Origin of the sequence: Streptomyces sp. NPDC000348 (assembly GCF_042898795.1) — a bacterium.
Lineage (GTDB): Bacteria > Actinomycetota > Actinomycetes > Streptomycetales > Streptomycetaceae > Streptomyces.
The window spans coordinates 272,503-295,625 of the sequence record NZ_JBIAZD010000007.1 but is presented as its reverse complement, the minus strand read 5'-3'; the positions used below and the strand labels follow the sequence as shown (position 1 = coordinate 295,625).

Below are 23,123 nucleotides of genomic sequence, written 5' to 3'. Positions count from 1 at the left end.
CGACGGCGGGTGTCACGACCCGGCGTCACTACGGGACACCGCCTGTCGCCGCGTGGTCGGCATCGCGTCGTGGTGCCGTGCTTCCTTACGTTCGCGCCCGTACCACGGGACGCGGCCATCGCGTCCGGTGCGCCGACCGGCGGGGGGCCGGGGCGGACGGAGCCCGGCGTCCCCGGCCCCCCGCAGCAGGTGGGTGCGATCGTGGGGCCGGCCAGCAGGTGCTGGTCCTGGCCGGGCGTGAGCCGTGCGAAGCAGACGGCTGCCCTCGGAAGGCCACGCGTCCACGGCGGCACGCGGTGGGTGGCGCAGCTCAGTGGAGGTCGAGGACGTCCGGGTGCGACGCGACCGCTTGTTCGTCGGGGCGGCTCAGGGCAGGCGGTGTCACGGGACGACGGCCACGACTAGCCCCGCCTGGCCTTCCTCCTGCGGGATCTGCCCGTCCAGGTCCTGGCCCGGATGCGGTCGGACCGGGTCCTGCGCAGGGCCGTCCCGCCCCGCCGGGCGGGTGGTTGCCGGGCGACCTCGCAAAGAGCGAACTGGGCATCGGTCCCCCTGGACACGGCCCTGGCGGCCCCGGACCGATGGCAAGGTCGAACGCTTCCACCGCACCCTGCCGGAGGCCTGGGCCCGCCAGTGGCCTTGCACCTGAAAGGCCGAACGCCAGGCCGCGTTCCCCGACTGGCTGGAACGGTACAACCACCACCGATCCCAAACCGGCATGACGGCCACACACCGGCCGGTCGCGTCACCTGCCTGTCCGGACGGCACAGCTGCGGTTCAGATCGACTTGAGGACCCGGACGCGGTCGGCGACGGCGCGCCGGGCGACGTCGGAGTCGAAGGCGATGGAGTCGAATTCGTGCGGGGCGCCGGGGTGCAGGTGGAATTCGACCGGCACGCCCGCCCGACTGAGTTTGATGGCGTAGGCGGTGTCCTCGTCGCGGAAGACGTCGAGCTGGCCGACCTCGATGTAGGCGGGCGGCAGGCCGGTCGCGTCCCCGAGCCGGGCCGGAGCCGCCGTCGCGGGGACGTCGGGCCCGCCGGCGGCTTCACCGAGCAGGGCCGGCCAGGCGGTGAGGCTGTCGTCGTAGGACCACAGGAGATAGGGCGCGATGTGCGGGTCCGGGGTGGCGGTGCGGTCGTCGAGCATGGGCATGAGCAGGATCTGGCGGGCGATCTTCGGGCCGCCGCGTTCGCGGGCGAGGATCGTCAGCGCCGCGGCCATGCCGCCGCCGGCGCTGTCGCCCATCACGCCGATCCGGTCGGGATCGACGCCGAGTTCGGCTGCGTGCTCGTGCAGCCAGCGCAGCGCCGCGTAGGCGTCTTCGAGCGGGGTCGGGAAGGGGTGTTCGGGAGCGCGGCGGTACTCGACCGACAGCATCGGCACTCCGCTGGTGGACACGTAGCGGGCGACGGGCCCGTCGAACAGGTCGATGTGGCCGAAGATGTACCCGCCGCCGTGGAAGAACAGCACAGCGGGGCCCGTGGCCGCGCCTTCCTTGGTGTACCAGCGCATTCCGATCCGGGCGCCGTCGTCCGCGGTCGCGTAGTGCTCGCTGGTCTTGACGTCGGCCGGGACCGGCTGAGCCGTTCCCGCGGCGCCGATGATCGGCTCCCACAGCGCGCGGCGCCCCGCGATGTCGCCTACGGCCGGTGGTGTGGCGTCTGCCATCGCGCCGGCCATCGGGGCCAGCGCCGCGGCGATTTCCAGGTCCAAGCCGAGTGCCATGGCCCTTTCCTTTCGGTGGAGGAGCGGTGTCAGGCGGCGGACGGGACGACGACGACCTTGCCGTGCACCGCGCCCCGGGCGGCTCGTGCGTGGAGCGTCGGCAACTCGGCCAGCGGCACCCGCTCGGCGACGGCGACGCGCAGCTCGCCGCGGTCGATCAGCGCCACCAGCCGCGCCAGCTGGTCGGCGTCGCTGCGGACGAACAGGTCGATGCCCCGCACATCGCGCTCCTCGTCGCTGGGGGCGGGCATCCACACAGTGGTATTCACGATGACCCCGCCGGGACGGACCAGGGTGACCAGCGCGGCCAGTTCGGCCGGGTCGACCGGTGCGAGGTTGAGTGCGACGTCGACCGGTTCGGCCACCACCGCGGTCACGCCGGTGGTGGTGTGGTCGATGACTTCGTCGGCGCCGGCGGAGCTGACCGCTTCGCTGCTGCGCGGGCCGGCTGTGGCGATGACGTGGGCACCGGCGTTCTTGGCCAGCTGCACGGCGTAGCCGCCGACCGCGCCGCCGGCGCCGTTGATCAGCACGCGCTGCCCGGCCGTCAGCTTGCCGTGGTCGAACAGGGCCTGGTACGCGGTCAGTCCCACCAGGGGCAGCGCGGCGGCGTCGGCCAGGGGGACGCCCTTCGGTGCCAGCGTCAGGACCTCGGCCGGCGCGAGGACGTACTCCGCAGCGGCCCCGGTGCCGTCCATCGGCAGGAAGCCGACGACGTCGTCGCCGACCGCGATGCCGTCCACCCCCTCACCCAGCGCGTCGACGGTGCCGGCGACGTCGATGCCGGGGGTGTGAGGCAGCACCACCGGGATGGGGCCGCGCATGAAGCCGCCGCGGATGTTGCCGTCGACGGGGTTGAACGATGTCGCGGCGACGCGGATCCGGACCTCACCGGCACCAGGGACGGGCTGCTCCACGTCCTCGTAGCGCAGGACGCCGGGGTCGCCGTACTCGTGGAAACGCACTGCCTTCATTTCGGTTCTCACCTTCACTGCGATGCGAGTTGCTTCGAATTCGAAACAACTGTTGTGACGGTATCACTGCTTCGAATTCGAAGCAAGCAAGGTCGGTCATCACCGGTGCGAGCGAATCGCCGCGGCGAGTTCGGCGGCGGCTTGGCCGATGCAGGCGTGCAGCCACCCCGTGTCGCCGCGAGCCGTGGTCTGCCGGTCGGCGACGACGATCGTGGGTACGGGATCCGCGTGCACGCCGGTCAGCCGCCTGCGCAGGACCTGCGTGAGGTCGGGTGGCTGCCGGCGGGAGCCGCTGTTGAGCGCCAGGAGCACCGGCATGCCGGAGAGGACTCCGTCTCCCAGGACGGCGAAGAACGAGTCGAACACCTCGCTCGGCGATACGGCGAGCACCGGGGCCGCCACCACCAGCCCGTCGGCCGCCACGACCGCCGCGACCGCCTCCCGCAGGTCGAGGCTGGCGTGACCGCGGGAGGTGTGCTGGGCGAGGTCGGCCGCCAGCCGGTGCAGCTCCACCACCTCCACGTCGGCACGCGCACCGCCGGCCGCCAGTGACCGGCACACAGCCTCCGCGACCCAGTCCGCGAGCAGGCGGGTCGGACGCGGACAGCCGATACCGGCGCTCAGGACGGCCAAGGACACCGGACTCCACGCGGCGGTGCTCATCCCGGCATCGTGTTCACGGGTTCTTCCCTGCGGCCGGGCTGCGGTGCCGTCACCGCGGACGCCCGGGGACGGCACGGCCCGCCGGTTCCGCGGCTTCGGCGAGCAGCTGCGCAGGAATCCCGAAGTCCTCGTCGTCGGCCCGCGCCGGCGCCGAACCGGACAGGAGCGGGAAGACCTCGTCCTCGTCGTTGTGCGCGTGGAACGGCGGTGCCTCGCCCTTCGCGGGCGTCGAAGCGCCCGACGGCCGGCTGCCCACCGGTCGCCCCGGCGTCGAGCAGGACGCCGAAGACACTCCCGCCGATCCATTCGGTCTGCTGCTGGTCCTCGCGTTGCGCGGGGCGGGGGATGCCCATGGCCGGTCCTCGGGATTCGCGGGCGGCGGCGCCGTCCTCCTTCCGTAACCCTGCGACGTACCACTGCCCGATCTCCATGCCCTGCGGTGCCCAGTCGGGCCCAACGCTGCCCACACGGTTCGCCCGGGGGGCACGGCATGGGGCCCGTGAGACTCTCGTGCCCGTCCGGTCCACGCCCGGAACGGCACCGGAGCTCGCGGAGGTCGTGTTCCGGCGCCGCCCGCGGTGGCTGGAACAGCGGCGCACGAACACGGCACACCACACTCTTCGAATTCGAAGCAGTAGACTCCGGTCATGCCTGATTCGCCGACGTCGCTCGATCCCGTGCAGCTCGGTGCTTACTTCGACCTCATCGAGGTGACCAGCCTGCTCCGGCATGCGGTCGAGCAGCAGCTGCGCGAGAGCGGTGATCTCAGTTATGTGCAGTTCCAGCTGCTGGCCCGCCTCGGAGACTCGCCGACGGGCAGTCACCGCATGACCGACCTGGCCGACGGCGTGGTCTACAGCCGCAGCGGCCTGACGTACCAGGTGGGTCTGCTCGAGAAAGAGGGCCTGGTCGTCCGCGCTCCCTCGCCGGACGACGAGCGGAGCATCACCGTCACCATCAGCGATGCCGGCCGTGAGCTGCTTGCGAAGGTGCTGCCCGGTCACGTCGAGGTGGTCAGCGGCCTCCTGTTCAAACCACTTACGCGCGACGACGTCGAGGCTCTCGCCGGCCTGCTGGCGCCAGTGCGTGACCACATGCGCTCGACGCCGCCTCGCTCGGCCGCGCCTCGCCGCCGCAGAGGTGGAGCATAAGGACTCGACAGGCGTCGGACCCAAAGACCGCAGCGGGATCAGGAGGCGGCGGGATGCCGGGCAGTCGCGGCAGTCGCCGGCGCGCCGTAACGGGGTCGGGAGGCTGAGTCGTCAGGCCGGTCGGCGTGCGAATTGCGCCGGTGTTGCTCCGTATCGCTTCTTGAAAGCGCGGATGAAGTGGCTGCTGTCGGTGAAGTGCCAGCGCGCGGCGGCCTCGGAGACGGTGAGGCGTGATCCGGGGGCGGTGAGTACCGTGGCCGCTTCCTCCAGGCGCCGGCGGCGTATGTAGGCGCTCAACGACTCGTCCAGACTCGCGAAGGCCCGTTGCAGGGTGCGGAGGGAGACGTGCAGGTGCGCGGCGATGGTGGCCGAAGACAGGTCGGCGTCGGCGAGGCGGGCGTCGGCCAGGTCCCTGGCCGCTTGGGCCAGCGCCGGGATGAAGGTGGGCTCGCGGTCGTCGAAGTGGTCGAGGGCCAGCCCCTTGGCCAGTTCGAGCAGGGCGTTGCGGGACGCGTGCGCGGCCGCGAGGCTCAGGTCGCTCACGGTCCGCTGGACCATGCTGGTGTGTGCCATGAGGACCTGCGCCGCGGGCGAGGTGACCTGTCCGGCGCGTGGTTTCCCGGTGACCAGGGACCGCAGTGCGTCGCCGGGGAAGTTGAAGACGCGGGTGCCGATCTCGGGTGTGGTGCGGAAGTGGTTCTCCGTCACGACGTGGTGCATGAAGTAGGTGCCGGCCGGGACGGAGGCGTCACGGCCCTGGTCGTGCGGGTCCCGCAGGGTTACCGCGCCTCGTAGCACGATGTACAGCCTGATCTGGTCGTGCTCGTGCGTACCGACCGCCTGGGTGCTCACGGACGAGGAGCCCCAGAGTTCGTTGACGACCGTGTCCTGCAGGGTCACCGAGCGCATGGTTCCCTGGAAGCCGTCGACCGTGGACGTGCTGAATTCCGGCAGGGGGTACAGGTCTCCCATGCGGTCGTTCCAGGTGTCGATGAACGGCTTCCACGTTCGCCGGCCGGTGCCTGTGGAGTCGGCGTCGGCGGTGAACGTTCCCACCCTGTCGCTCGGTCCAAAGAAACGCGGTCTGCCGCTCATGTGTCCTCCGCGCCGATGAAGATGTCGCCGGTATCCCATCCGGTGTCGCAAACGTACATGCCTTCCACGTACGACCGTTCCTACTGTTGGCTGCACTTCATCCGTCAACGATCCACCGCCTGCGGGTGTCGCCTGCCGAGCCGCCGGCCCTGCACGTCGGCACCGTCGCGGGCGCACTGCCCCGCGGCGAAGTCGTCGTCGCGCCCGGCGGCTGATTCCCACCCGACCGACCTTCGAGGAGACGACCGCGATGATTCCCGATGACGATCCGTCCAGGTCGCTGACCGTGGCGAACCCGGACGACCCCGGCACGACGTACGTCTCGCTCGTGGGCAACACGTACGCGATGCTGGTCACCGGTGAGCAGACCAACGGCCGGTACTGCCTGATCGACATGCGCGTGCCCGACGGCGGCGGCCCGCCGCCGCACCGGCACGACTTCGAGGAGATGTTCACGATCCTCGAGGGCGAGATCGAGTTCACCTTCCGCGGTGAGAAGTACACGGTGGGGGCCGGGGCCACGGTCAACGTCCCGGCCAACGCGCCGCACAACTTCCGCAACGTCTCGGGTGCGCCGGCCCGCATGCTGTGCATGTGCACCCCCGCCGGCCAGGACGAGTACTTCCTGCGCATCGGCGATGTCGTCGCGGGCAAGGACGCACCGCCGCCGCGGCTGTCGGAGGACGAGCTCGCGGAGCGTCGCCGCCGTGCGGCCGAGTTGGCCTCGACCTACCGAAGCGAATTCCTGTAGCCCGCAGGGTCGGAACGCCCGGCCGTTGGTCGACGCTCACCGGGCCGGGCCCGGTCCCGCTCCGGTCACGGATGCGGCCGTGCTGAGTGGTGTGATCGTGATGAGCGGTCCGGCGGCCCGACTGCGGACGGGCCGCAGGCCTCGGCGAGGTGTGATCGCACCAGTGGCGCAGGGCCGCGCCGAGTTCTGCGGTCGCCATGCCCTTGATTGATCCACGAGGAGAGGCGTTTGCCTCTCCTCGCACTGCCACTGCTATTGCTACGTCCAAGGAGCACGGATTGGGAGCGGTGGGACTGGCGGGCCGGCTGGCCGCGGCACGAGCCGGTGCGCTGGTGGGCAGGGAGCCGGAGCGGGCGGTGCTCGACCGGATGCTGTCGGGCGCGGCGGACGCTCCGCCCGTGGCCTACCTGCACGGTCCCGGTGGCATCGGCAAGTCCTCGCTGCTGCGCCACGCCGCGTGGCAGGCCGAACTCAGCGGCCGCCGCGTGGTGCATGTGGACGGTCGGTTCCTCGACGCCGATCCGCGCCGGCTGGAGGAGGCCGCGGCCCCGGCGTGCGCCGAACCCGGCGCGGTGCTGCTCATCGACACCTTCGAGCGGTGTCAGTCCCTCGAGGCGTGGTTGCGCGAGACTTTCCTGCTGCGGCTCGCCGACCATGCGATCGTAATTCTGGCCAGCAGGATCGCCCCCGACGCCGAATGGTCGCTGGACCCTGGATGGGCGCAGCTGTTCACCGCGCTGGCCGTGCGGCCGCTGGACGCCGCCCAGTCCCACGCCTTGCTCACCGCTCGGGGGGTCCCCGCCGCGCAGCGCGGCCCCTTCGTCGCCTTCGCCGGAGGCAGCCCGCTCGCCCTCTCACTGGCCGCCTCGGTGCCCGCCGCGGCGCCCGGCGCACTGTGGGAACCGACCGGCGACGTGCTGACGACCCTGGTCGAGCGGCTGGTGGGCGACCTGCCCAGCGCCGTCCACCGGCGCGCCCTCGAGGTCGTCGCACAGGTCTACGTCACCCGCGAGCCCCTGCTGCGCGCAGTGCTGGGCGACGAGGACACCGACACGGTCTTCTCCTGGTTGCGCCAGCTGCCCTACATCGAGGCCACGCCCGAAGGGCTGCACCCGCACGACGCGGTGCGGGCGACCCTCGAGGCCGACCTGCGCTGGCGGGACCCCGAGCGCTACGACGACGTCCGCGTCCGCATCTCACTCGCGGGCCTGCAGGCCGTACGCGGCGCCGCCGAGAACGACGCGCTGCTGCGGGTCGCGGAGTGGATGTTCCTCTTCCGTAACCAGGGGGGTCCGGACCATCTGTACGACCACCGGCCGTACCCGCACATCGAAGAGACCCCGCTCCGGCCCGAAGACGTGCCCGACGTGTTGCGCATGACCGAGGAGGCGGAGGGCCCGGCATCGGCGGCCGCGGTCGCGCACTGGGTGTGCCGCCAGCCAGAGGCGTTCCGCGTCCATCGCTACGCGGGCTCCTCCGCGCCCGTGTCGTTCATGGCCATCCTGCGGCTGGACACATCACTGCCCGAGGACCGCGCCGAAGACCCGGTGATCGCAGCGGTCTGGGACCTCGTGGAGGCGGTCGCTCCCCTCGGACCGGGTGAGCATCTGGGCATCCGCCGCTTCGCGGTGCAGTCCGGTGGGCACCAGCGGCCCTCGCCCCTGATGGAGCTCATCAGCCGGCGCACCATCGGCGAGGAGATGCGGACCCACGGACGCGCGGTGACCTTCACCGTCTTCGAGGACGCCGACCGGTGGGGGCGCCACCTCGCCGAGGCCGGAATGCCAAAGCTCGTGGCCGTGGACGTCGGTGGGCGGCAACAGCACGTCTTCGGCCGGGACTGGCGGCGGCAGACAGTGGAACAGTGGGTGCGACACCGGGCTCGCGCCGCGGTCACGCCCGTGGAGACTTGGCCCTCAACTGCCGCCACGAGTGGTCCAGGCAGCCGGTTGCCGCGCGTGGCGTTCGCGGAAGGCGTGCTCGAGGCGCTGCGCACCTGGCACACCCCTCGCGCATTCGCCACCAGCGTCCTGCTGCACTCCCCTCTCGTGCCGCCCGGCTCGTCCGACCCGGCCGCGGACCTGCGCGACGCCATCATCACCGCCCTCGACGCGATACAGACCGACCCCACGGGCGTCAAGGCCCACGAAGCTCTCACCACCACCTACATCACGGCCTCCCGCACCCACAGGGCCGCCGCCCGACGACTCGGGGTGCCCTACGGCACCTACCGGCGCCACCTCGCCCTGGCCAAGGAACGCCTCGTCGAACAATTGCTGCGACAACCGGCCACGGCATCCACACCGACCCGGCCACGCTCTCTACCGGAGGAGTGAGCAGGTGTTTTTCGAAGCCTTCCCGTGGCACGTTCCACGAGCCCCCTCCCTCGACACGATCCTGCGCAACCCCGGCCGGGGCACGGTCATCGTCACGGGAACGCTCACCAGGCCGAGGCCGCAGAGCGGTGGCACGCTGTCGTTCTCGGCTGATTGCTCAGCTTGTCCGGACGCTCGTTGCGGGGTCCAGGTCGGACATGCCGAGTACGAAGCGGTAGCGGACGTCGTTGCGCCGGAGGCGGTCGAGGGCCTCGTTCACCCGCGCCGAGGGGAGCAGTTCGATGTCTGCGGTGATGCCGTGTTCGCCCTGGCGGGAGGAAGACGCCCCGCTGCGCGTGTCCAACGTGCAGACGGGGCTCTTCCCCGGCCCCGTGGGCTCTCGGCGAGGAACGCACCGGCACCGTCCGGACGGGCTCGTCATCCGGACGGAGACACCGCTGCGCCTGCGGTAAGCGCCCACCGCTGGACGGGTGGACGTGACCGTGAGCGTCGACGAGGGGTGCATGCTGGCGGCGTGGCTCGTGGGGACAGAGAGATCGGCCGGCCCGTCGGTGACGGAGCGAGGAGTCGGCAGACGCTTGAAGGGTCATCGGGTCCTGAAGCGGCGGAAGAGGTTTCGGGCCACGTACACGCCCGGGCCGCCGAAGCCGACGATGTCGACGCGCCCGTCGCCGGTGATGTCGGTGAGGAAGCGGGGATGCCGGTCGACCCGCCAGGCACCCGCGTCGTCGTCGTACCCGAACCCGCGGCACACCAGCCGGGCCTGATCGAACCGGCCGTCGCCGCGGTTGTGCGACACCCAGACTCCCTCGTTGCCGAAGCCGACGATGTCCGGGGGACCGTCGCCGGTGACGTCGGCGAGAAGGCGAAGGTGTTTACCGCCGGTCCACCCCTGGGCGAGCCCGAAGTCGTTCAGGACGAGCTGCGCGGGCTCGAACGTACCGTCGCCACGCCCGTGTGCGACGACGACGCCCTGCGGGCCGAACCCGACGATGTCCACTGCACCGCCACCGGTGGTCCGGAGCAGGAACCGGGGATGTTCCTCGACCGAGCTCCACCCCTGGTCGGTCCCGAAGTCGTCCAGCACGTACAGGGGCTCGGCGAATGTGCCGTCCTCGTCCTGGAGCGAGATCCAGACGCCGTCGTCGTGGCAGCCGACGATGTCGGCGCGCCCGTCGCCGGTGGTGTCGACGAGGAAGCGGGGGTGCCGGTCGACGAGCCAGCCACCCGCCTTCTCGTCGTGGCCGAACGCCCTGAGGACTGGTTCGTCGCCGATCGGGGCGAACGTGCCGTCCTCGTCCTGGAGCGAGATCCAGACGCCGTCGTCGTGGCAGCCGACGATGTCGGCGCGCCCGTCGCCGGTGGTGTCGACGAGGAAGCGGGGGTGCCGGTCGGCCAGCCAGCCGCCGGCCTGCCGGCCGTGTCCGAAGGTCTTGAGGACCAGCTCCCCGCCCGCCGGTGTGAAGGTCCCGTTCCCGTCCTGAGCGGACACCCGGACGCCGTCGACGGCGAGCACGACGGCGTCGGGCCTGCCGTCACCCGTCATGTCCACTTGGGTCCACAGGTCCGCGGGAAGCGCGGAGGGCGCGGGTGGGTGCAGGACGCGCTCGTCGTCGTCGAACGTCCCGTCGCCTCTGCCCGACGAGGTCACAGCGCCTTTCGCGGGTCTGATCGCGACGATGTCCGCCCGTCCTGTCCCCGTGGTGTCGGCGAGGAACCGTGCGCCGGGTCCGGCCCACCGGGTGGGCTGCCCGTCGGAGAGGTGACCGGTCCCGTCGCTCTTCCACCCGCCGGCGTCCTGGTCGCTGCCGAACCGTCCGAGGACCAGCAGCATGTCGCTGAAGGAGGGCGTCGCGTCGGGTGCCGGCCGCAGCGCGGTCGAGCGGGCCAGCCGCCAGGACCGGCGGCCATTCCAGTGATCCAGTGGCGACCAGCGCAGCACGGGGTCGCTGGTGCGCTCGGGCTCGGCCATGACGAACCGCCAGCGCTGGGTCCTGGCGGTGTCGTCGTAGGCGCGCAGGACGACCCGGGTGTCGTCCGGGCCCGGGTCACCGAGGTCCAGGACGGCGCCGTCGGTTGCGCCTTCGATGAAGTAAAGGCCCGCTTCGCCGTCGACGGGGACGACGCGCCACTGCTGGCCCTTCTTGCCGGCGGTGGCGTCCCACTGGCGGACGCCGCGGTCGGCGGCGGCGGGGTTGTCGAGCACCTTGCCGCTGACCACGTTGCGGATCACATGGATCCGGTCGTCCTGCGCGGCCGGTACGGGAGTGAGCTGCCACAGCTGCGGGCTCGGACCGCCATCGGGGCCGTCGCGGACGACGAGCGCCGCGTCCACGCCCGGCGCGGCCTTGGCACCGAGGGTCTTGCCGGTGGCGGCGTTGACGATCTGAAGCTTCAGGTCTTCTGTGGGCACGGGCATCGTGATGCCTCTTCCAGGCGGTTGGGGCGCCGAGGCCGGCCGGCGGCAGCCGGCCGGCCTGGGCTCGGGACGGGTGCGGCGCGGCAGTGGGCGCGGATCACGTGAAGACGTGGTGGTAGGGGACGTTCCATTCGTTGGGCAGCCGCGGGTAGAAGGTGTTGATGACCGTCCCGGTGAAGTCGCCGCCCCAGTTGCGGGTGACCCGTACCTCGCCGTCGGCCGTCACCGCGTGGTCCTTGAACCCGAGGATGGTGTCGGGGTGGGTGATCGGCACGAAGGTGATCCCGCCCCACGGCGTCACCGTGACGACCCAGAGCTGCGTGTCCTCGGGCGCGCCGTTCTTTCCGCGCCACTTGTCGCCCACCTTGTCGGGCAGGCCGACCTGGACGGTGTCGCACGTGCTCTGGGGGGCGTCCTGGTGGACGGTGATACGCCTGCGCTGCGGCTTCGGCGCGCCGTCGTCGCCGCGGCCTGCATCGGCATCGCCCGCACCGGCGGGTTTGGGCGAGACCTGGCCTGCGGCGCTCTCGATGAAGTACAGCGGTCGCTGCCCGAAGAAGCCGGCGGGGGTGATGTGCCAGAGGTGGCCCTTCGCCTCCTTGGTGGCCGGCTCGAGCGCAGTGGCGAGCTTGACGCCCTTGTCGTGGCTCTCCTCCTTCAGTTCGGCGGGCCGCAGGTAGCCGCCGTTGAAGGCGTGGACGAGCATGACCGGCCGGTTCTCGACCAGCGCCGCCACGATCGCGTTGTCGTAGCTGTTCACCGCCACCGGGCCGCCGACCACCAGGTTCGACGTCGCCGTGCGTTCTTGGGTGTACATCGCGGAAACCTCATCTTTCCCTGAATGTGGAGAACAACGCGTCGGACACTCGATGCAGTGGTCTGCCACGATCCACTGCCGCGAACTCAATCGAATTCGATCGAAAACAATACCCAAACGCCTGGGCGGCTGACGCGGAATACTCCCACACGGAAACAGCCGGGCGATATGACATCCACTGGCCGGCAATTCAGGAAGTCACGTCCGAGCGACCGACAGCTCCTCAAGTTAGTTGACAAGTAGGAGAGTTGAGGACGCCGAAGAAGCTTTATCACTCGATTGAGCGCATAATACGGTGACGCCTTCCAGGAAAACGGAGGGCATGCTAGCTTCACCTTTCGGGGACGCGCACAGATTCTTGTCCACATTTCACCGAACGAAATTCGGCCGGATTAGTCGAGGACGGGGAATGCCTTCCAACGCGTACAACCTGGTACAGGCCAAGCGTCAGCCGCTGACGAAGAAGAACCTGCGGGAACTGAACATTCAGCAGACCTGGCAGTCCATCCTGAACCACCCCAACCTGGTCTACGTCGACAGCAACGGTGCGAAGCACAAGCCCGTCGGGTTCTCCGTGAACAAGTCGAGCTTCGGCGACTTCGCCGGGACGGCGTTCCAGCTGGGCTGGCTCGCCTACATGAACCTCGGGGAGCCGCTGATCGAGGTGCGGGGCGACATCGGCCAGCCCCCGCCCGACACGTTCTCCTCGCGCGCCTACGTCAACCGCAGCCAGTCCGAGATGACCTTCACCGACTCGGTCGACTTCACCGTCTCGAACGGGGTCACGTGGTCGCTCCACGGAGACGCCAAGCTCACCTTCGGCGGCAGCGTCGGCGCGTCGCTCCAGCTGCAGCTGCAGAACCAGCTCCGGCTGGACCTCCAGTCGCAGCTCCAGGCGTCGTGCCAGAACACGACGGCGAACAAGAACGCGAACACGGTGACCAACAAGAACAGCAAGGACAGCATCGGGGTCGACAACGCCAATACCACCGAGACCTCCGCGAGCAGCTCCGCGACGAACTCCTCGTCGAACGGGACGACCAACTCGGTGGGGTTCACGACTACCGGCAGCGCCACCGGCAACGCGTCGCTCAACGCGCAGCTGGCCCTGGGCATCGCGGCCACCGTGGGCGGCTCCCTGAACACCGGCTGGGCCTCGAAGTCGCAGATCTCCGGCAAGGTCCCGCCGAACTCCCGCGTGCAGACCATCGTCACGCAGCGACGCACCCGCAAGCAGTACACCTACGAGATCCCGGTGACCTTCTCCGGACTGATCGCGGTGAAGTACGACGTGCCGGTGGCGGTCCTGTCTCCCCCGCAGCCCGGGACCTACCCCGGCCTGGACCGGTTGGTCGCCCGCGACATCGGCGACATCGACCTGGCGCCCGGCGGCTTCCGCATGAAAGGGCTGGCCGAGGTCGTCTCCGCCCTGGAGGTCCACCACACCATGCTCGACGGCGAGAGCCTGGCCGTCAGCCAGCAGACGCTGTACAAGCAGCCCTGACCGCGCGGCGCCGCCGCCACGACGACGACCAGAGGTGACGACCATGGTGTTCGACAACATCTTCGACTCCGCGGGCAAGGGTGCGGGGCTCTTCTCCGTGACCACCGACAGCACGAAGCCCCAGCCGGGTGAGGGCGTCGACTTCGAGGACAGCGACGACGACACGTACGACGACACGAGCACCAGCCTGTTCAACAACGCGATCCACGGCGCCTCGTCCCGCGCGAAGATCGTGCGGGAGACCTCGCCCGAAGCACGGGCCGTCCTGGGCTTCCTCGGCTCCTTCGTCCAGACCACCCGGGCGACCGCCGGCGCGCAGGCCCAATACGCCCAGGACCCCGGATCGGTGAGCCGGGCGGCGTCCGCCGGCATGCAGGAGGCGAGCGCGACGGTGACGGAACACAGCGGCCTGAAAAAGGACGAGGACCTGGAGAGCAGGCCGAAGAAGAGCGACTACACCCAGGCACCCGGGACCCCGGAGACGCCGAAGGCACCGGAGGCTCCCAAGGCGCCCAGGGCGACCGCGGAGAAGCCGTCCCGTTCCGAATAGGACCCGGGGCGTGAGGGGCAGGGGCGAGACCGCCCCTGCCCCTCACGCGTTACACGGGAAGCAGCTGCCACTGCCGGCCCCGGTGGTCGCCCTCCGCCCCGTCCTGCGTAATCGCCGTGCGGGCGTTGGTGTCCACCCGCAGCAGCAGGCCGCTCCTGCGGTTCGCGATCTCGAACACCCCCGGAGTGCCGTTCACCGGACCCACCGGGATCAGCCTCCACTGCTGGTGATGTGCGTCAGCGCCCTCGTAGACGCGCTGCGCGACCACTGCACCGGACTTCTCCTGCGCTCCGACGACCTCCAGGACCTTGCCGCTGCGTACGTTCTCGATCCGGTACAGGACATCGCCGTCGTCCTGCCCCGCCGCGACCAGCCGCCACCGCTGATGATCCCTGGGTACGGCGAGCAACTGGTGGACCTCGGCCCCGTCCTTGGTGGACTCGCGCGCGACCCCCATCCGCAGCCTGCTGCGGACGTTGGCCCAGGAGACCACCGTGCCTGACTCGGGCAGTCCGGCCGGCCTCGCCGACGCGATCCTCCGGAGCCGGTTGTTGACGTGATCGGCGATGTGGAGAGTGTCGACGCAGTCCACAGCCAGCCCGTACGGGTGGTACAGCCGGGCCGCGGCGGCCGGGCCGCCGTCACCGCCGAAGCCCGCGGTGCCCGTGCCGGCGACCGTACTGATCGTCCCGTCGGCGGTGACCTTCCGCACCCGGTGGTTGCCGTAGTCGGCGATGCAGAGGACGCCTGCGCTGTCCACCACCACTCCTACCGGACCGTTCAGCCGGGCCGAGATGGCGGGGCCCCCGTCACCGCCGAAGCCCGCGGCGCCCGTGCCGGCGACCGTACTGATCGTCCCGTCGGCGATGACCTTCCGCACCCGGTGGTTGCCGTAGTCGGCGATGCAGAGGGCGTCCGTGCCGTCCACCGCCACTGCGTGCGGGCGGTTCAGCTGAGCCGAAACCGCCGGACCGCCGTCTCCTCCGGATCCGATGGCCCCGGTGCCGGCGAACGTGCTGATCCTGCCGTCGGTCGTGATCTTCCGAACGCGATTGTTGTGGTACTCGGAGACGTAAAGAGCGCCGGTACTGTCCACCGCCACCCCCATGGGGAGGTTCAACCGGGCGGCGGTGGCGGGTCCGTCGTCACCACTGAGGCCCGCGGCGCCCGTGCCGGCGACCGTGCTGATCGTCCCGTCGGCGGTGACCTTCCGCACCCGGTGGTTGTTGCCATCGGCGATGTAGAGGGTGCCTGCACGGTCCACCGCTACTTCACGCGGCCAGTTCAACTGGGCCGATACGGCAGGTCCGTTGTCCCCGCTGAACCCCGCGACCCCGGTCCCCGCGACCGTACTGATCCTCCCGTCGGTCGTGATCTTCCGGACGCGGTGGTTGTTGAGGTCGGAGAAGTAGAGGGTTCCGGTGCTGTCCACCGCGATCCCGTACGGGCGGTTGACCTGAGCCGCTACGGCAGGTCCGTTGTCCCCTTGGAATCCGGCGCTCCCGGTCCCCGCGACCGTGCTGATCGGCGGGGCGGGGTCCTCGGCACCTGTGGCTGTCGCGTGGGCAGTGCTCACCGTTGTCCCTCCCTTTCCCGTAGCCGCTCCCGACGTTTCTGGTGCACCGTCATACCGAGCCCCCTGTCTTGAGACCGGATCGTCTTCGTCCGCCCGAAGGCGAACCGCACGACCGATGCTCCCGTCGCCCGGAGGGCACAGAAATGGGAATGTGTGTACAAGCCGGCTTTCCGGACAGAGCGCGCCAAGGAGCAGGACGGTTTCTTCCACACGCGTGCACGCCACCCGCTCCGGGCGGGCTCCGGAAAGCAGGCCGAGAGAGGATCACCCACACGAGGCGCCGGCCGGGCTCGCCGTTGGTCTCACCTTCATCGCCGCCGGGCCGGCCTTCGCCGGCATCGGCATCACTCAAGGAATCGACGGCATCGGGAAAGCCGTCGACAATACCGCAGACACCACATTCGGCAGGCACCTCGACGTCAACGAGGCCAGAATTGACGGGACGAGGGGCATCGCGCCGAAGATGGCCGAGAATTCGGGGCTCGCCTGAGGCCAGGAAACGGCAAGCAGTGGCCGACGCCTGCCAACGTCGGTGAACGGCGGACGTGGTGGGCCGTCGTGCCGCACGACACCGACGCCCCGACCGCTTCGGCCGGGGCGCGGCCGGTCCAGTTCACCGCCGGCCACATCCCGGAGCGCACCCCCGTCGTCGACGGGCAGAGACGGCCGCCGGCCGGCCCCCTCAACCAAAGTTCTGCGAGCGAGCCCCGCGGGAACGCCGCAGACGGCGCAACAGGACCGGAAGGCCGCCCGGCTCCCGGTTGCAGTCGGCCGTCGACAGTAAAGGTGATCACTGAATCGGGTGGTCACCTGCCTGGTCAGGCACTCCTTTCAGGAGTCGTGTCCCACGCTGAAGAGACCAAGACGTGGATCACGGAAAGGGCTGCCCCATGACCGCAGCGGCGCAGGACGTCATCACCCTCAAGCTCGAGCGCACCTTCGACAGCATGGACGCCAACCACGACGGCTACCTGGACTGGACGGACTACCAAAAGCTCGCCGACCGCTACATCCAGGCCTACCGGCTCGACCGGGACGACCGCCGGGCCAGGGCACTGCAGACCTTCTGCCAGATCTACTGGCTGGAGCTGCTGCGCCACGCGGGCGTGGACGAGGACCGGCTCACCAAGGACCAGTTCGTCACGGCCAGCCGCCTGGCGGTCATCGACACCAGCCGACTGAACGTGACCGAGGGCGGCGGCCACGCGATCTTCGACATCATCGACGTCGACGGCGACAACGAGATCACCAAGACCGAGTACGAGCGCTTCCTGCGCGACGTATGGAAGTACGACGCACCCGACGCACTCGGCATGTTCGACAGGCTCGACATCGACGGGGACGGCGCGATCTCGCGCCACGAGTTCATCCGCGCGGTGCGCGAGCACTTCCTCACCAACGACCCGGACGCGCCGGGCAGCCTGTTCTTCGGACACGTCTGACCCTGAGTCGGCCCGAGTTTCGTGGAGTGTCCGATGTGCCCCGGCGACCCGGCGGTCGGGGACGTCGATCCACGGCGAGCACGCCCGCGGAGGCGGCAGTCGGCAGCTGAAACGGGCGATGTTCCTCTCCGCGTTCGCGGCCCTGCACGATTCCGCCTCCCGGGCCTGCACCGCTGCCGAGCCCGCGGCGAAACCCGCGTCCGAACCCTCCCCCGCCTCGTCCGCCACCGCATCGGCGTCCTGTTCGCCATGCTCCGCGACGGAGCCTTCCACGAGCCCAGGAGCCCGGCGACGGCCGCACGGACCGGCCCCCGGCAGATCGACTCGGATCAGCATCTCGCGTCGTCCGCCCATGCCGAGATCTCCACGGCACCCCGGCGGACGGCTTCTTCCCCCGCTGGTCCTCGCCCGGTACATCGACATCCACCTCACGGGGACTCGGCGCACCGCTACCTCCCCCCGACCTCGCACCGAACCGAGCAGCCCAATGGGGGAACGCCGCCCCCTCAGACGCTCAGTCACACCGGTGCGGCCGGGTACACACCCGCCCACGACACGGACCTTCGTATGCCGGCCCCGTCCCCACCCTCCAGTCGCGATGGGTGACGTGGAACCAGGACTTGTCCGGGCGATCATGTGCCGAATCGACTGATCGTGTCGGTGATCTCTTCCGTCCATGGCCGGTGGCGGGCGAATCGCAGGCGCCGTCGGCGTGCGGTCGCGATGAGTTGGGCAGCGGCGGAGAACAGTCGCGGTCACCTCACCGCCCAACCGCTCGCTCCCGGACCGATGGATCCGGGGCCGGCCTTCGGAGACGGGTCGTGGTCCCGGACATAGACGGTGACTCGCGCCCCGTTGACATGGGTCGTTCCGTACTCGCGGAAGTGGCGCCGCAGGGTGCTTGCTTTCGCTTGCTCCTGCGGGTTGGCCGGCGGGTGCGCACCCGCCGGGTCGCGGACCACGACGATTCGGTCGAACTCCAGCATGCGTGCCGCTGTGTCCTGGGCGGGAAGCTCGACACCTGCAAGCGTGTTCGACGAAACGGGGTCCTGTGCCAGGGCCAGATCCGTCAGGAAACGGGTGTCCTCAGGGTTGGCCGCGGTCCAGATCCGGTGCCGGCCGGGGAGACAGAGCAGCCCGTCGCCGGGACGGCCTTCCTTGCGTACGGTGGCACCGATGGCGGTGACGTCGTTGGTCCGGCTCTGGGGCGTCCTCAGCGAGAGGCTCGCCGGGACGAGCGCGGCCGGTACGGCAACCGCGACCAGTACGGCAACCGCCGTGATCCACGCGTTGCGGAAGGACTGCCGCAGCCGGTGGAAGTAATCCATGCAGGCGCCCAGCAGCAAGGCGATTCCGATATTGCCGTAGAGCACGTACCGGTCCACGAAAAGGGGCTTGACCAGCGAGGCGATCAGCAGCAGAAGGCACGGGAGCACAACAAGCGGCACAGCCGGCACGGAAAGCCGCACGGGTCCTCTCACCCCCACGGGCGCCAGGGCACACGCCACGCCCACGACCGCCACGGTCAGGAACTCAGGAAGCCGCACCGGTCCGTCGATCCAGGACACCTGCTCCGACTGCCCCGCACTACAAATCGCCAGCGGCAACAGCCCGACCACAACGCCCGCGGCAGTCACGGTCCACGCCCTCAGCACCCGCCGTGGAGCGCGGGAGACGACCAGTGTGACGCCGTGTGCGACCAGCGCGAGGACCGCGAACTCATGGAGCAGACAGGCCAGCAGCACGGTGGAGCCATAACCCGAGACCGTCGACCTGACAGCCCTCGCCTCCCGGCTGACCGAGCAATACCCGCTCACTGGACGGCCGTTGACCCTCGCCTGCGACAGCACCGCCCCCGCACACGTACACGGAAACCCCGACGAGTACGAACGGCTGCTGCGCAACCTCATCGACAACGCCGCCCGTCACGCCGCACACCGCATCCAGATCACCATCCGACACCAGGACGCCTGGGTCGTCCTCACGGTGCACGACGACGGACCGGGCGTGCCCACCGAAGACGCCGAGCGCATCTTCGAACGCTTCGTCCGTCTCGACGACGCCCGCTCCCGCGACCACGGCGGCACCGGCCTGGGCCTCGCCATCGCCCGCGACCTGGCCCACCGCCATCGAGGCACCCTCACCCTCGCCCCCCGGACTCTCGGAGCATGCTTCCAGCTGCGCCTTCCCCGAGCCCCCACCCCAGCCGAGGAACGACGCGCTTGACCGCGGCGGCCCTTCGGAACCGGGAGACCACCGGATGACCACGCCTACCGCCACGGTCGCGGAAACGGTCATCCACTTCACCCGCCACCTGGCTGGGCCCGGCTGCTGTGGACCTCCACCGCCCGACCGGCGCGCGGCTCGTAGATCACCGCCTGCGAGAGGCCCGGGTGCGAGAAGCTCCCGCCCGCGAAGAAGCGGGTCGGCCGGCTGATCGCCGCAGAACGAGCCGTCTGCGCACACGCCTTCGCGCACCTGAAGAACTGGCGCGCAGTGACCCGGCTCCGCCGCGACGTGAAGTGGGCCATCCGGTTCGTCCGCACGCTGATGGTCCTCAACCGGCACGAGAGCGCCCGCCGACCGACGGTCCTCACCGCAGACAGCCGCCGCCGACCAGCACGAGCATGACCTCACTCACCCATGCCACCCCCGTGACCTGCACATTCCGCTCGGTCGGCTCAGCTGTCTCAGTAGACGCCCAGGCCGTACGCCGACAGCCACTCGGCCACCGGCTGGTAGTAGGTGAAGCCCCCCGAGCTGCAGTTCCCGCTGCTGCCGACGATGATGCCGAGAGCCGTGCCGCCCGAGAAAGCCGGACCGCCGGTGTCTCCGGGCTCGGAGCAGAGGGTCGACCGGAACAGCCCGTATACGGTGCCTCCCCCGTAGTTGATGGTGACGTTCACGGCCTGGACGGTCCCGCAGCGGTATCCGGTGGTCCGCCCGACATGGCAGACGGACTGCCCGACGACGGGATGTGCCGCGTTGGTGATGTCGCGGGTACCGGCGCCGGCGCCCAGCGAGACCTCGCCCGGGTAGGCGACCGCCGTATTGGTGTACCGGATGCTCGCGTAGTCGTTGCCCGGGAAACTCACTCCCGCGGTGACACCGACAACGACGGTCAGGGCAGGGTCGGCGTACCAGGTATGGGCGCCCTGGGCACACCGGCCCGAAACGAGCGCGTACAGCGTGGAGCCGGAGCGGGCGTTGAAGCCCACGGTGCAGCGGGTGCCGGTGCCGTAGAGGGTGTCGCCCCCGCGCACCGCGACGGCCGCCTGTTGCCCCGCTCGCCAGCCGGCGTGCGCGGCCGATCCGGCGGCGGACCAGCCCAGGAGCAACGCCAGTACGACGACGGCCCGGAGGACGGTTCGGAGGGGCCTTTCGGAACGCAAACGCATGGGACTCACGACGGCCTCCTACGGCATGTACCTGCCATTGTGGGTCTCCCCGACCCGGACGGTCAGGCCGAAAGCCGCCAACCACACGGCGCGCGGACGGGGCCGCCGACCGTCCCCGTACGCGGGACCGTCCCACCGCCCACTGCGCACGAGCCCGCTACCGCCCCCTCTGAGACAGCCCCGCCCGGCACGCAATCGATGCATCTTCCATTGATCGGGAGTTGCACCGAACGTCTTGCAGTCCCGTCGTCGCCCTGGTTCAGCGGGAACTCCGGCTGCCCGCGCCACCCCGCCTTCGCCTCCGGACGCCCGGGCAGCCCGTACGCCCCTTCGCGGGTCCACACGTCCGTGTTGTTCATCGCCGCTGCGGCCACCCGGACCAGCACCTGGCCAGGGCCGGGCCCGGGCAGCGGCCGGTCGGCCCGTGGCCCGAGCGCCTCCGGGCCGCCGTGGCGGTACAGAACAGCGGCAGTCATCAGGCGGTTCCGTCACTGCTTGATCGTGCCTCACAAGGGGCGAGCACGGCCGGGCCGAGAGCGATACCGGTCTGCTGGGCGGAGTCGAGCAGGGCCGAGGCGCTCCCGGCCTTGTCCGCATCGACGCGGTGCACCGCGGCCTGGGGGAGGGGCGAGGACCCCAGCGGGGCTTCAGGGGGCCGCTCGACGGCTGCCTCTACAGGGGTGGGTGTCCGGTGAGGGCGCCACCGGGGTCGTCGGCCAGGGCGAGGCGGGCGGTGATGCGTTTGCCGACCGGCTCGCGCCGTGCTTCGAAACCCTGCGCGACGGCCATCACGATCTCCAGGCCGTGCTGTCCCACCCGGTCGGCGTCCGCGGCCCGGGCGACCGGCAGCACGGGGTCGGAGTCCCACACCGACACCTCCACCGTGTCGCCGGTGATGCGCAGGTCCAGCAGTGCCGGACCGGGAGCGTACTTGCGGGCGTTGGTGACCAGCTCACTGACCACCAGTTGCGTCACGTCCATCGCGCGCTGCGAGACCTGCAGGCCGTGCTCGGCCCGCGCCCGGGCGAGAAAGCCGACGGCCAGGTGACGGGCCTGGGCGATACCCACCCCGTCGCCGTCCAGCACGACCGTGGTCCGTACGACCTCTTCCCCCGGCGTAGTGCCGTCCCCGCCCACGGGCACTGCTGCCATCCCCGCCGCCCTCGCTACCCCGTTCACCACCCGGCGCGCATACCCGCCCTTGCGCGGTACACGCCCCGTGCCCCTCCCCCGGCTGTCCGCACCGTCAAGGGCATCGCCCGCACCGTGCAGGGCCGCACCGCAGGCAAGGCCTGATGCACCAGTATCACCCACATGGCTGAGAAACATACGACAGAAGCACAACCCACCGAGCAGGCGTCGCACCTGGCAGCGGGCTGTCGGTCACCACCGCCACCCCTGACGACGCACGCGTCCTGACGCCGGCGGGCGAAACCGGCCATGACACCGGCGAGACGCTCCGCCGGGCCCCGGACCCCTCCGCCACCGGCCGGTCCCGCATCGTGGCCGACCTGCGGCAGGTCCCCTTCAGGGACTCCAGCGGCATCGGCATCCTCCTCACCGCCCACCACGCCGCGACCTCGCGCACGCGGTCGCGGTTGTCGTGGTCGTAGTCGTAGACGGTGGTGATGCCGCGGCCGTCCTTGACCGTCTCCGCCCGTCCCGGCGCGTCGTAGGTGCAGGTCGTCTCCCCCGGCGGCGCCGGTGGCTTCACCGTCCACAGGGTGCCCTGGCCGTCGCACGCGAACGGGACGGCCTTGCCATTGCCGAGGGGGCGGCGGCACCGGGAGCACCCGTCCCGTCAGTGCCGGCTTCGGTGCGGAACCGGATCAGCCGCCGCGCGTCCGGCGCCGCCCCTCAAGGGGCGGCCGGTGCCCCCGCGGACTGTGCGGGAATCCGCCGATGGATGTCCTCCAGCAGGTCCCGCATGGCCATGCGGAAGATCTCCGCTTGGTGTTCGCCGATGAAGGAGGTGTGCCCGAAGGCCTCCAGGACGACCATGCCGTGCATGTGCCCCCAGGCGCCGAGGAGGAGAGCGGTTGCGGAGGGCGGCAGGGTTTCCGAGCCATGCGGAAACAGGGGTTCCAGGTGCGCCTGCAGAGCCGGCGAGAGCGCCCGGGTGTCGGCTGCGGCGAGTTGTGCCGCGGTGAACCCATCGAACATCTCTCGTTGGAAGACCGTGCCCAGCCGGCGCATCGCCTGGGTGGTCGGGCCCTCGGCAGGGGCCTCGTAATGGCGCAGCGGTGCGCCGTACAGCAGCTGGAATCGCTCGACGTGGGTGACGGCCCAGCGGCGATAGCCCTCGGTGGCGGCCAGGAACCGCCGTGCAGCCGGTTCGTCGGCCGCTGCGTCGACGGCTGCCGTCACGGCATCGGCCAGGTCGTCGTACGCCTTGGCCACCAGCGCCGTGACGAGGGCGTCCCGGTTCGGGAAGTAGTGGTAGAGCCCCTGCACGGTCATGCCGAGGTCGCGGGCGACCGCTCGCAGGGACAGGGCGTGCGGTCCGTGCTCGGCGATCTGGCGCTCGGCGGCGTCCATGATCTCTCGGGTAGCGACGGCTCGGCGTCGCTGGCGCAGGGACGGCAGGACCGTCGCGGGCTCTTCGGCGAACATGCGGCGATCCTAAGGCGGTTGACGGGACGAGTCATCAGAGAACTACATCCGTTCGAAAAACCTGACAGTGTCAGGTAAATCTCCTTCTGCTCAAAAACACGCTGCC

Annotated in this window: 20 protein-coding genes and 3 pseudogenes; 10 read left to right on the top strand and 13 right to left on the bottom strand. The window is 70.5% G+C overall.

Annotated elements, in window-relative coordinates:
* Positions 1–553: 553 nt before the first annotated feature.
* Positions 554–771 (top strand): annotated as a pseudogene (locus ACFY3N_RS16855) (integrase core domain-containing protein); the annotation flags it as partial.
* Between the two features lie 6 nt (positions 772–777).
* On the opposite strand, the gene ACFY3N_RS16850 reads toward ACFY3N_RS16855, so the two are convergent.
* The 4 genes from ACFY3N_RS16850 to ACFY3N_RS16835 form a co-directional block, all read right to left on the bottom strand.
* The gene (locus tag ACFY3N_RS16850; RefSeq protein ID WP_390817436.1) at positions 778–1,728 is read right to left on the bottom strand and encodes an alpha/beta hydrolase; all 951 of its coding nucleotides are present in this window, start codon (positions 1,726–1,728) and stop codon (positions 778–780) included.
* 29 nt (positions 1,729–1,757) lie between these two features.
* Positions 1,758–2,702 (bottom strand): NADP-dependent oxidoreductase, encoded by a 945-nt coding sequence (locus ACFY3N_RS16845; RefSeq protein WP_390817435.1) that lies wholly within the window; start codon positions 2,700–2,702, stop codon positions 1,758–1,760.
* Between the two features lie 99 nt (positions 2,703–2,801).
* Entirely contained in the window at positions 2,802–3,365 is a 564-nt protein-coding gene (locus ACFY3N_RS16840) for an NAD(P)H-dependent oxidoreductase (RefSeq protein ID WP_390817434.1), read from the bottom strand.
* Positions 3,366–3,414: 49 nt separating this feature from the next.
* A complete protein-coding gene (locus ACFY3N_RS16835) occupies positions 3,415–3,621 on the bottom strand; it encodes a hypothetical protein (RefSeq protein WP_390817433.1) in 207 nt (68 codons plus the stop codon).
* Between the two features lie 391 nt (positions 3,622–4,012).
* Here ACFY3N_RS16835 and ACFY3N_RS16830 point away from each other — a divergent pair, with 391 nt between their 5' ends.
* Entirely contained in the window at positions 4,013–4,516 is a 504-nt protein-coding gene (locus tag ACFY3N_RS16830) for a MarR family winged helix-turn-helix transcriptional regulator (protein ID WP_390817432.1), read from the top strand.
* A 111-nt stretch (positions 4,517–4,627) separates the two neighbouring features.
* Here ACFY3N_RS16830 and ACFY3N_RS16825 read toward each other — a convergent pair whose 3' ends face one another.
* Positions 4,628–5,611 carry a helix-turn-helix domain-containing protein gene (locus tag ACFY3N_RS16825; protein ID WP_390817431.1) on the bottom strand — a complete coding sequence of 328 codons (984 nt, stop codon included), beginning with the start codon at positions 5,609–5,611 and terminating at the stop codon, positions 4,628–4,630.
* A gap of 250 nt (positions 5,612–5,861) precedes the next feature.
* Between ACFY3N_RS16825 and ACFY3N_RS16820 the strand changes: the two genes are divergently transcribed.
* Entirely contained in the window at positions 5,862–6,362 is a 501-nt protein-coding gene (locus tag ACFY3N_RS16820) for a cupin domain-containing protein (protein ID WP_390817430.1), read from the top strand.
* 287 nt (positions 6,363–6,649) lie between these two features.
* Entirely contained in the window at positions 6,650–8,698 is a 2,049-nt protein-coding gene (locus ACFY3N_RS16815; protein ID WP_390817523.1) for an ATP-binding protein, read from the top strand.
* 157 nt (positions 8,699–8,855) lie between these two features.
* Here the strand turns inward: ACFY3N_RS16815 and ACFY3N_RS16810 are convergent, their stop codons facing one another.
* From ACFY3N_RS16810 to ACFY3N_RS16800, 3 genes are all read right to left on the bottom strand, one after another.
* Positions 8,856–9,041 carry a hypothetical protein gene (locus ACFY3N_RS16810; protein ID WP_390817526.1) on the bottom strand — a complete coding sequence of 62 codons (186 nt, stop codon included), beginning with the start codon at positions 9,039–9,041 and terminating at the stop codon, positions 8,856–8,858.
* Between the two features lie 243 nt (positions 9,042–9,284).
* Entirely contained in the window at positions 9,285–11,117 is a 1,833-nt protein-coding gene (locus tag ACFY3N_RS16805; RefSeq protein WP_390817429.1) for an RICIN domain-containing protein, read from the bottom strand.
* Between the two features lie 97 nt (positions 11,118–11,214).
* Positions 11,215–11,934 carry a hypothetical protein gene (locus ACFY3N_RS16800; protein ID WP_390817428.1) on the bottom strand — a complete coding sequence of 240 codons (720 nt, stop codon included), beginning with the start codon at positions 11,932–11,934 and terminating at the stop codon, positions 11,215–11,217.
* Positions 11,935–12,343: 409 nt separating this feature from the next.
* Between ACFY3N_RS16800 and ACFY3N_RS16795 the strand changes: the two genes are divergently transcribed.
* Both ACFY3N_RS16795 and ACFY3N_RS16790 read left to right on the top strand, forming a co-directional pair.
* On the top strand, positions 12,344–13,438 hold the full coding sequence (locus tag ACFY3N_RS16795; protein ID WP_390817427.1) for a hypothetical protein: 1,095 nt from the start codon (positions 12,344–12,346) through the stop codon (positions 13,436–13,438).
* A gap of 43 nt (positions 13,439–13,481) precedes the next feature.
* Positions 13,482–13,988: a hypothetical protein gene (locus tag ACFY3N_RS16790; RefSeq protein ID WP_390817426.1), complete on the top strand. Its 507-nt coding sequence runs from the start codon at positions 13,482–13,484 to the stop codon at positions 13,986–13,988.
* A 49-nt stretch (positions 13,989–14,037) separates the two neighbouring features.
* Here the strand turns inward: ACFY3N_RS16790 and ACFY3N_RS16785 are convergent, their stop codons facing one another.
* Positions 14,038–15,564 carry an RICIN domain-containing protein gene (locus tag ACFY3N_RS16785; protein ID WP_390817425.1) on the bottom strand — a complete coding sequence of 509 codons (1,527 nt, stop codon included), beginning with the start codon at positions 15,562–15,564 and terminating at the stop codon, positions 14,038–14,040.
* Positions 15,565–15,778: 214 nt separating this feature from the next.
* Between ACFY3N_RS16785 and ACFY3N_RS16780 the strand changes: the two genes are divergently transcribed.
* The 3 genes and pseudogenes from ACFY3N_RS16780 to ACFY3N_RS16770 all read left to right on the top strand — a co-directional run.
* Positions 15,779–16,054, top strand: coding sequence for a hypothetical protein (locus ACFY3N_RS16780; RefSeq protein WP_390817424.1), 276 nt, complete (start codon positions 15,779–15,781; stop codon positions 16,052–16,054).
* A gap of 400 nt (positions 16,055–16,454) precedes the next feature.
* A complete protein-coding gene (locus ACFY3N_RS16775; RefSeq protein ID WP_390817423.1) occupies positions 16,455–17,006 on the top strand; it encodes an EF-hand domain-containing protein in 552 nt (183 codons plus the stop codon).
* 37 nt (positions 17,007–17,043) lie between these two features.
* Positions 17,044–17,303 (top strand): annotated as a pseudogene (locus ACFY3N_RS16770) (IS110 family transposase); the annotation flags it as partial.
* A gap of 458 nt (positions 17,304–17,761) precedes the next feature.
* Here ACFY3N_RS16770 and ACFY3N_RS16765 read toward each other — a convergent pair.
* Complete coding sequence (locus ACFY3N_RS16765; protein ID WP_390817422.1) at positions 17,762–18,751, bottom strand: hypothetical protein; 990 nt, start codon at positions 18,749–18,751, stop codon at positions 17,762–17,764.
* 13 nt (positions 18,752–18,764) lie between these two features.
* On the opposite strand from ACFY3N_RS16765, the pseudogene ACFY3N_RS16760 reads away from it, so the two are divergent.
* Positions 18,765–19,232 (top strand): annotated as a pseudogene (locus ACFY3N_RS16760) (sensor histidine kinase); the annotation flags it as partial.
* Between the two features lie 464 nt (positions 19,233–19,696).
* Here the strand turns inward: ACFY3N_RS16760 and ACFY3N_RS16755 are convergent.
* From ACFY3N_RS16755 to ACFY3N_RS16745, 3 genes are all read right to left on the bottom strand, one after another.
* Entirely contained in the window at positions 19,697–20,404 is a 708-nt protein-coding gene (locus tag ACFY3N_RS16755; protein WP_390817522.1) for a S1 family peptidase, read from the bottom strand.
* Positions 20,405–21,076: 672 nt separating this feature from the next.
* The gene (locus tag ACFY3N_RS16750) at positions 21,077–21,556 is read right to left on the bottom strand and encodes an ATP-binding protein (protein ID WP_390817421.1); all 480 of its coding nucleotides are present in this window, start codon (positions 21,554–21,556) and stop codon (positions 21,077–21,079) included.
* A 705-nt stretch (positions 21,557–22,261) separates the two neighbouring features.
* Entirely contained in the window at positions 22,262–23,017 is a 756-nt protein-coding gene (locus ACFY3N_RS16745) for a TetR/AcrR family transcriptional regulator (RefSeq protein ID WP_390817420.1), read from the bottom strand.
* Between the last annotated feature and the right edge of the window lie 106 nt (positions 23,018–23,123).

Excerpts from the sequence above, each read along its gene's own strand:
- ACFY3N_RS16830 (WP_390817432.1), top strand. The coding sequence starts at position 4,013 with ATGCCTGATTCGCCGACGTCGCTCGATCCCGTGCAGCTCGGTGCTTAC.
- ACFY3N_RS16805 (WP_390817429.1), bottom strand. The coding sequence starts at position 11,117 with ATGCCCGTGCCCACAGAAGACCTGAAGCTTCAGATCGTCAACGCCGCC.
- ACFY3N_RS16825 (WP_390817431.1), bottom strand. The coding sequence starts at position 5,611 with ATGAGCGGCAGACCGCGTTTCTTTGGACCGAGCGACAGGGTGGGAACG.
- ACFY3N_RS16840 (WP_390817434.1), bottom strand. The coding sequence starts at position 3,365 with ATGAGCACCGCCGCGTGGAGTCCGGTGTCCTTGGCCGTCCTGAGCGCC.
- ACFY3N_RS16820 (WP_390817430.1), top strand. The coding sequence starts at position 5,862 with ATGATTCCCGATGACGATCCGTCCAGGTCGCTGACCGTGGCGAACCCG.
- ACFY3N_RS16795 (WP_390817427.1), top strand. The coding sequence starts at position 12,344 with ATGCCTTCCAACGCGTACAACCTGGTACAGGCCAAGCGTCAGCCGCTG.
- ACFY3N_RS16850 (WP_390817436.1), bottom strand. The coding sequence starts at position 1,728 with ATGGCACTCGGCTTGGACCTGGAAATCGCCGCGGCGCTGGCCCCGATG.
- ACFY3N_RS16755 (WP_390817522.1), bottom strand. The coding sequence starts at position 20,404 with ATGCGTTTGCGTTCCGAAAGGCCCCTCCGAACCGTCCTCCGGGCCGTC.
- ACFY3N_RS16845 (WP_390817435.1), bottom strand. The coding sequence starts at position 2,702 with ATGAAGGCAGTGCGTTTCCACGAGTACGGCGACCCCGGCGTCCTGCGC.
- ACFY3N_RS16800 (WP_390817428.1), bottom strand. The coding sequence starts at position 11,934 with ATGTACACCCAAGAACGCACGGCGACGTCGAACCTGGTGGTCGGCGGC.
- ACFY3N_RS16750 (WP_390817421.1), bottom strand. The coding sequence starts at position 21,556 with ATGGCAGCAGTGCCCGTGGGCGGGGACGGCACTACGCCGGGGGAAGAG.
- ACFY3N_RS16775 (WP_390817423.1), top strand. The coding sequence starts at position 16,455 with ATGACCGCAGCGGCGCAGGACGTCATCACCCTCAAGCTCGAGCGCACC.
- ACFY3N_RS16745 (WP_390817420.1), bottom strand. The coding sequence starts at position 23,017 with ATGTTCGCCGAAGAGCCCGCGACGGTCCTGCCGTCCCTGCGCCAGCGA.
- ACFY3N_RS16790 (WP_390817426.1), top strand. The coding sequence starts at position 13,482 with ATGGTGTTCGACAACATCTTCGACTCCGCGGGCAAGGGTGCGGGGCTC.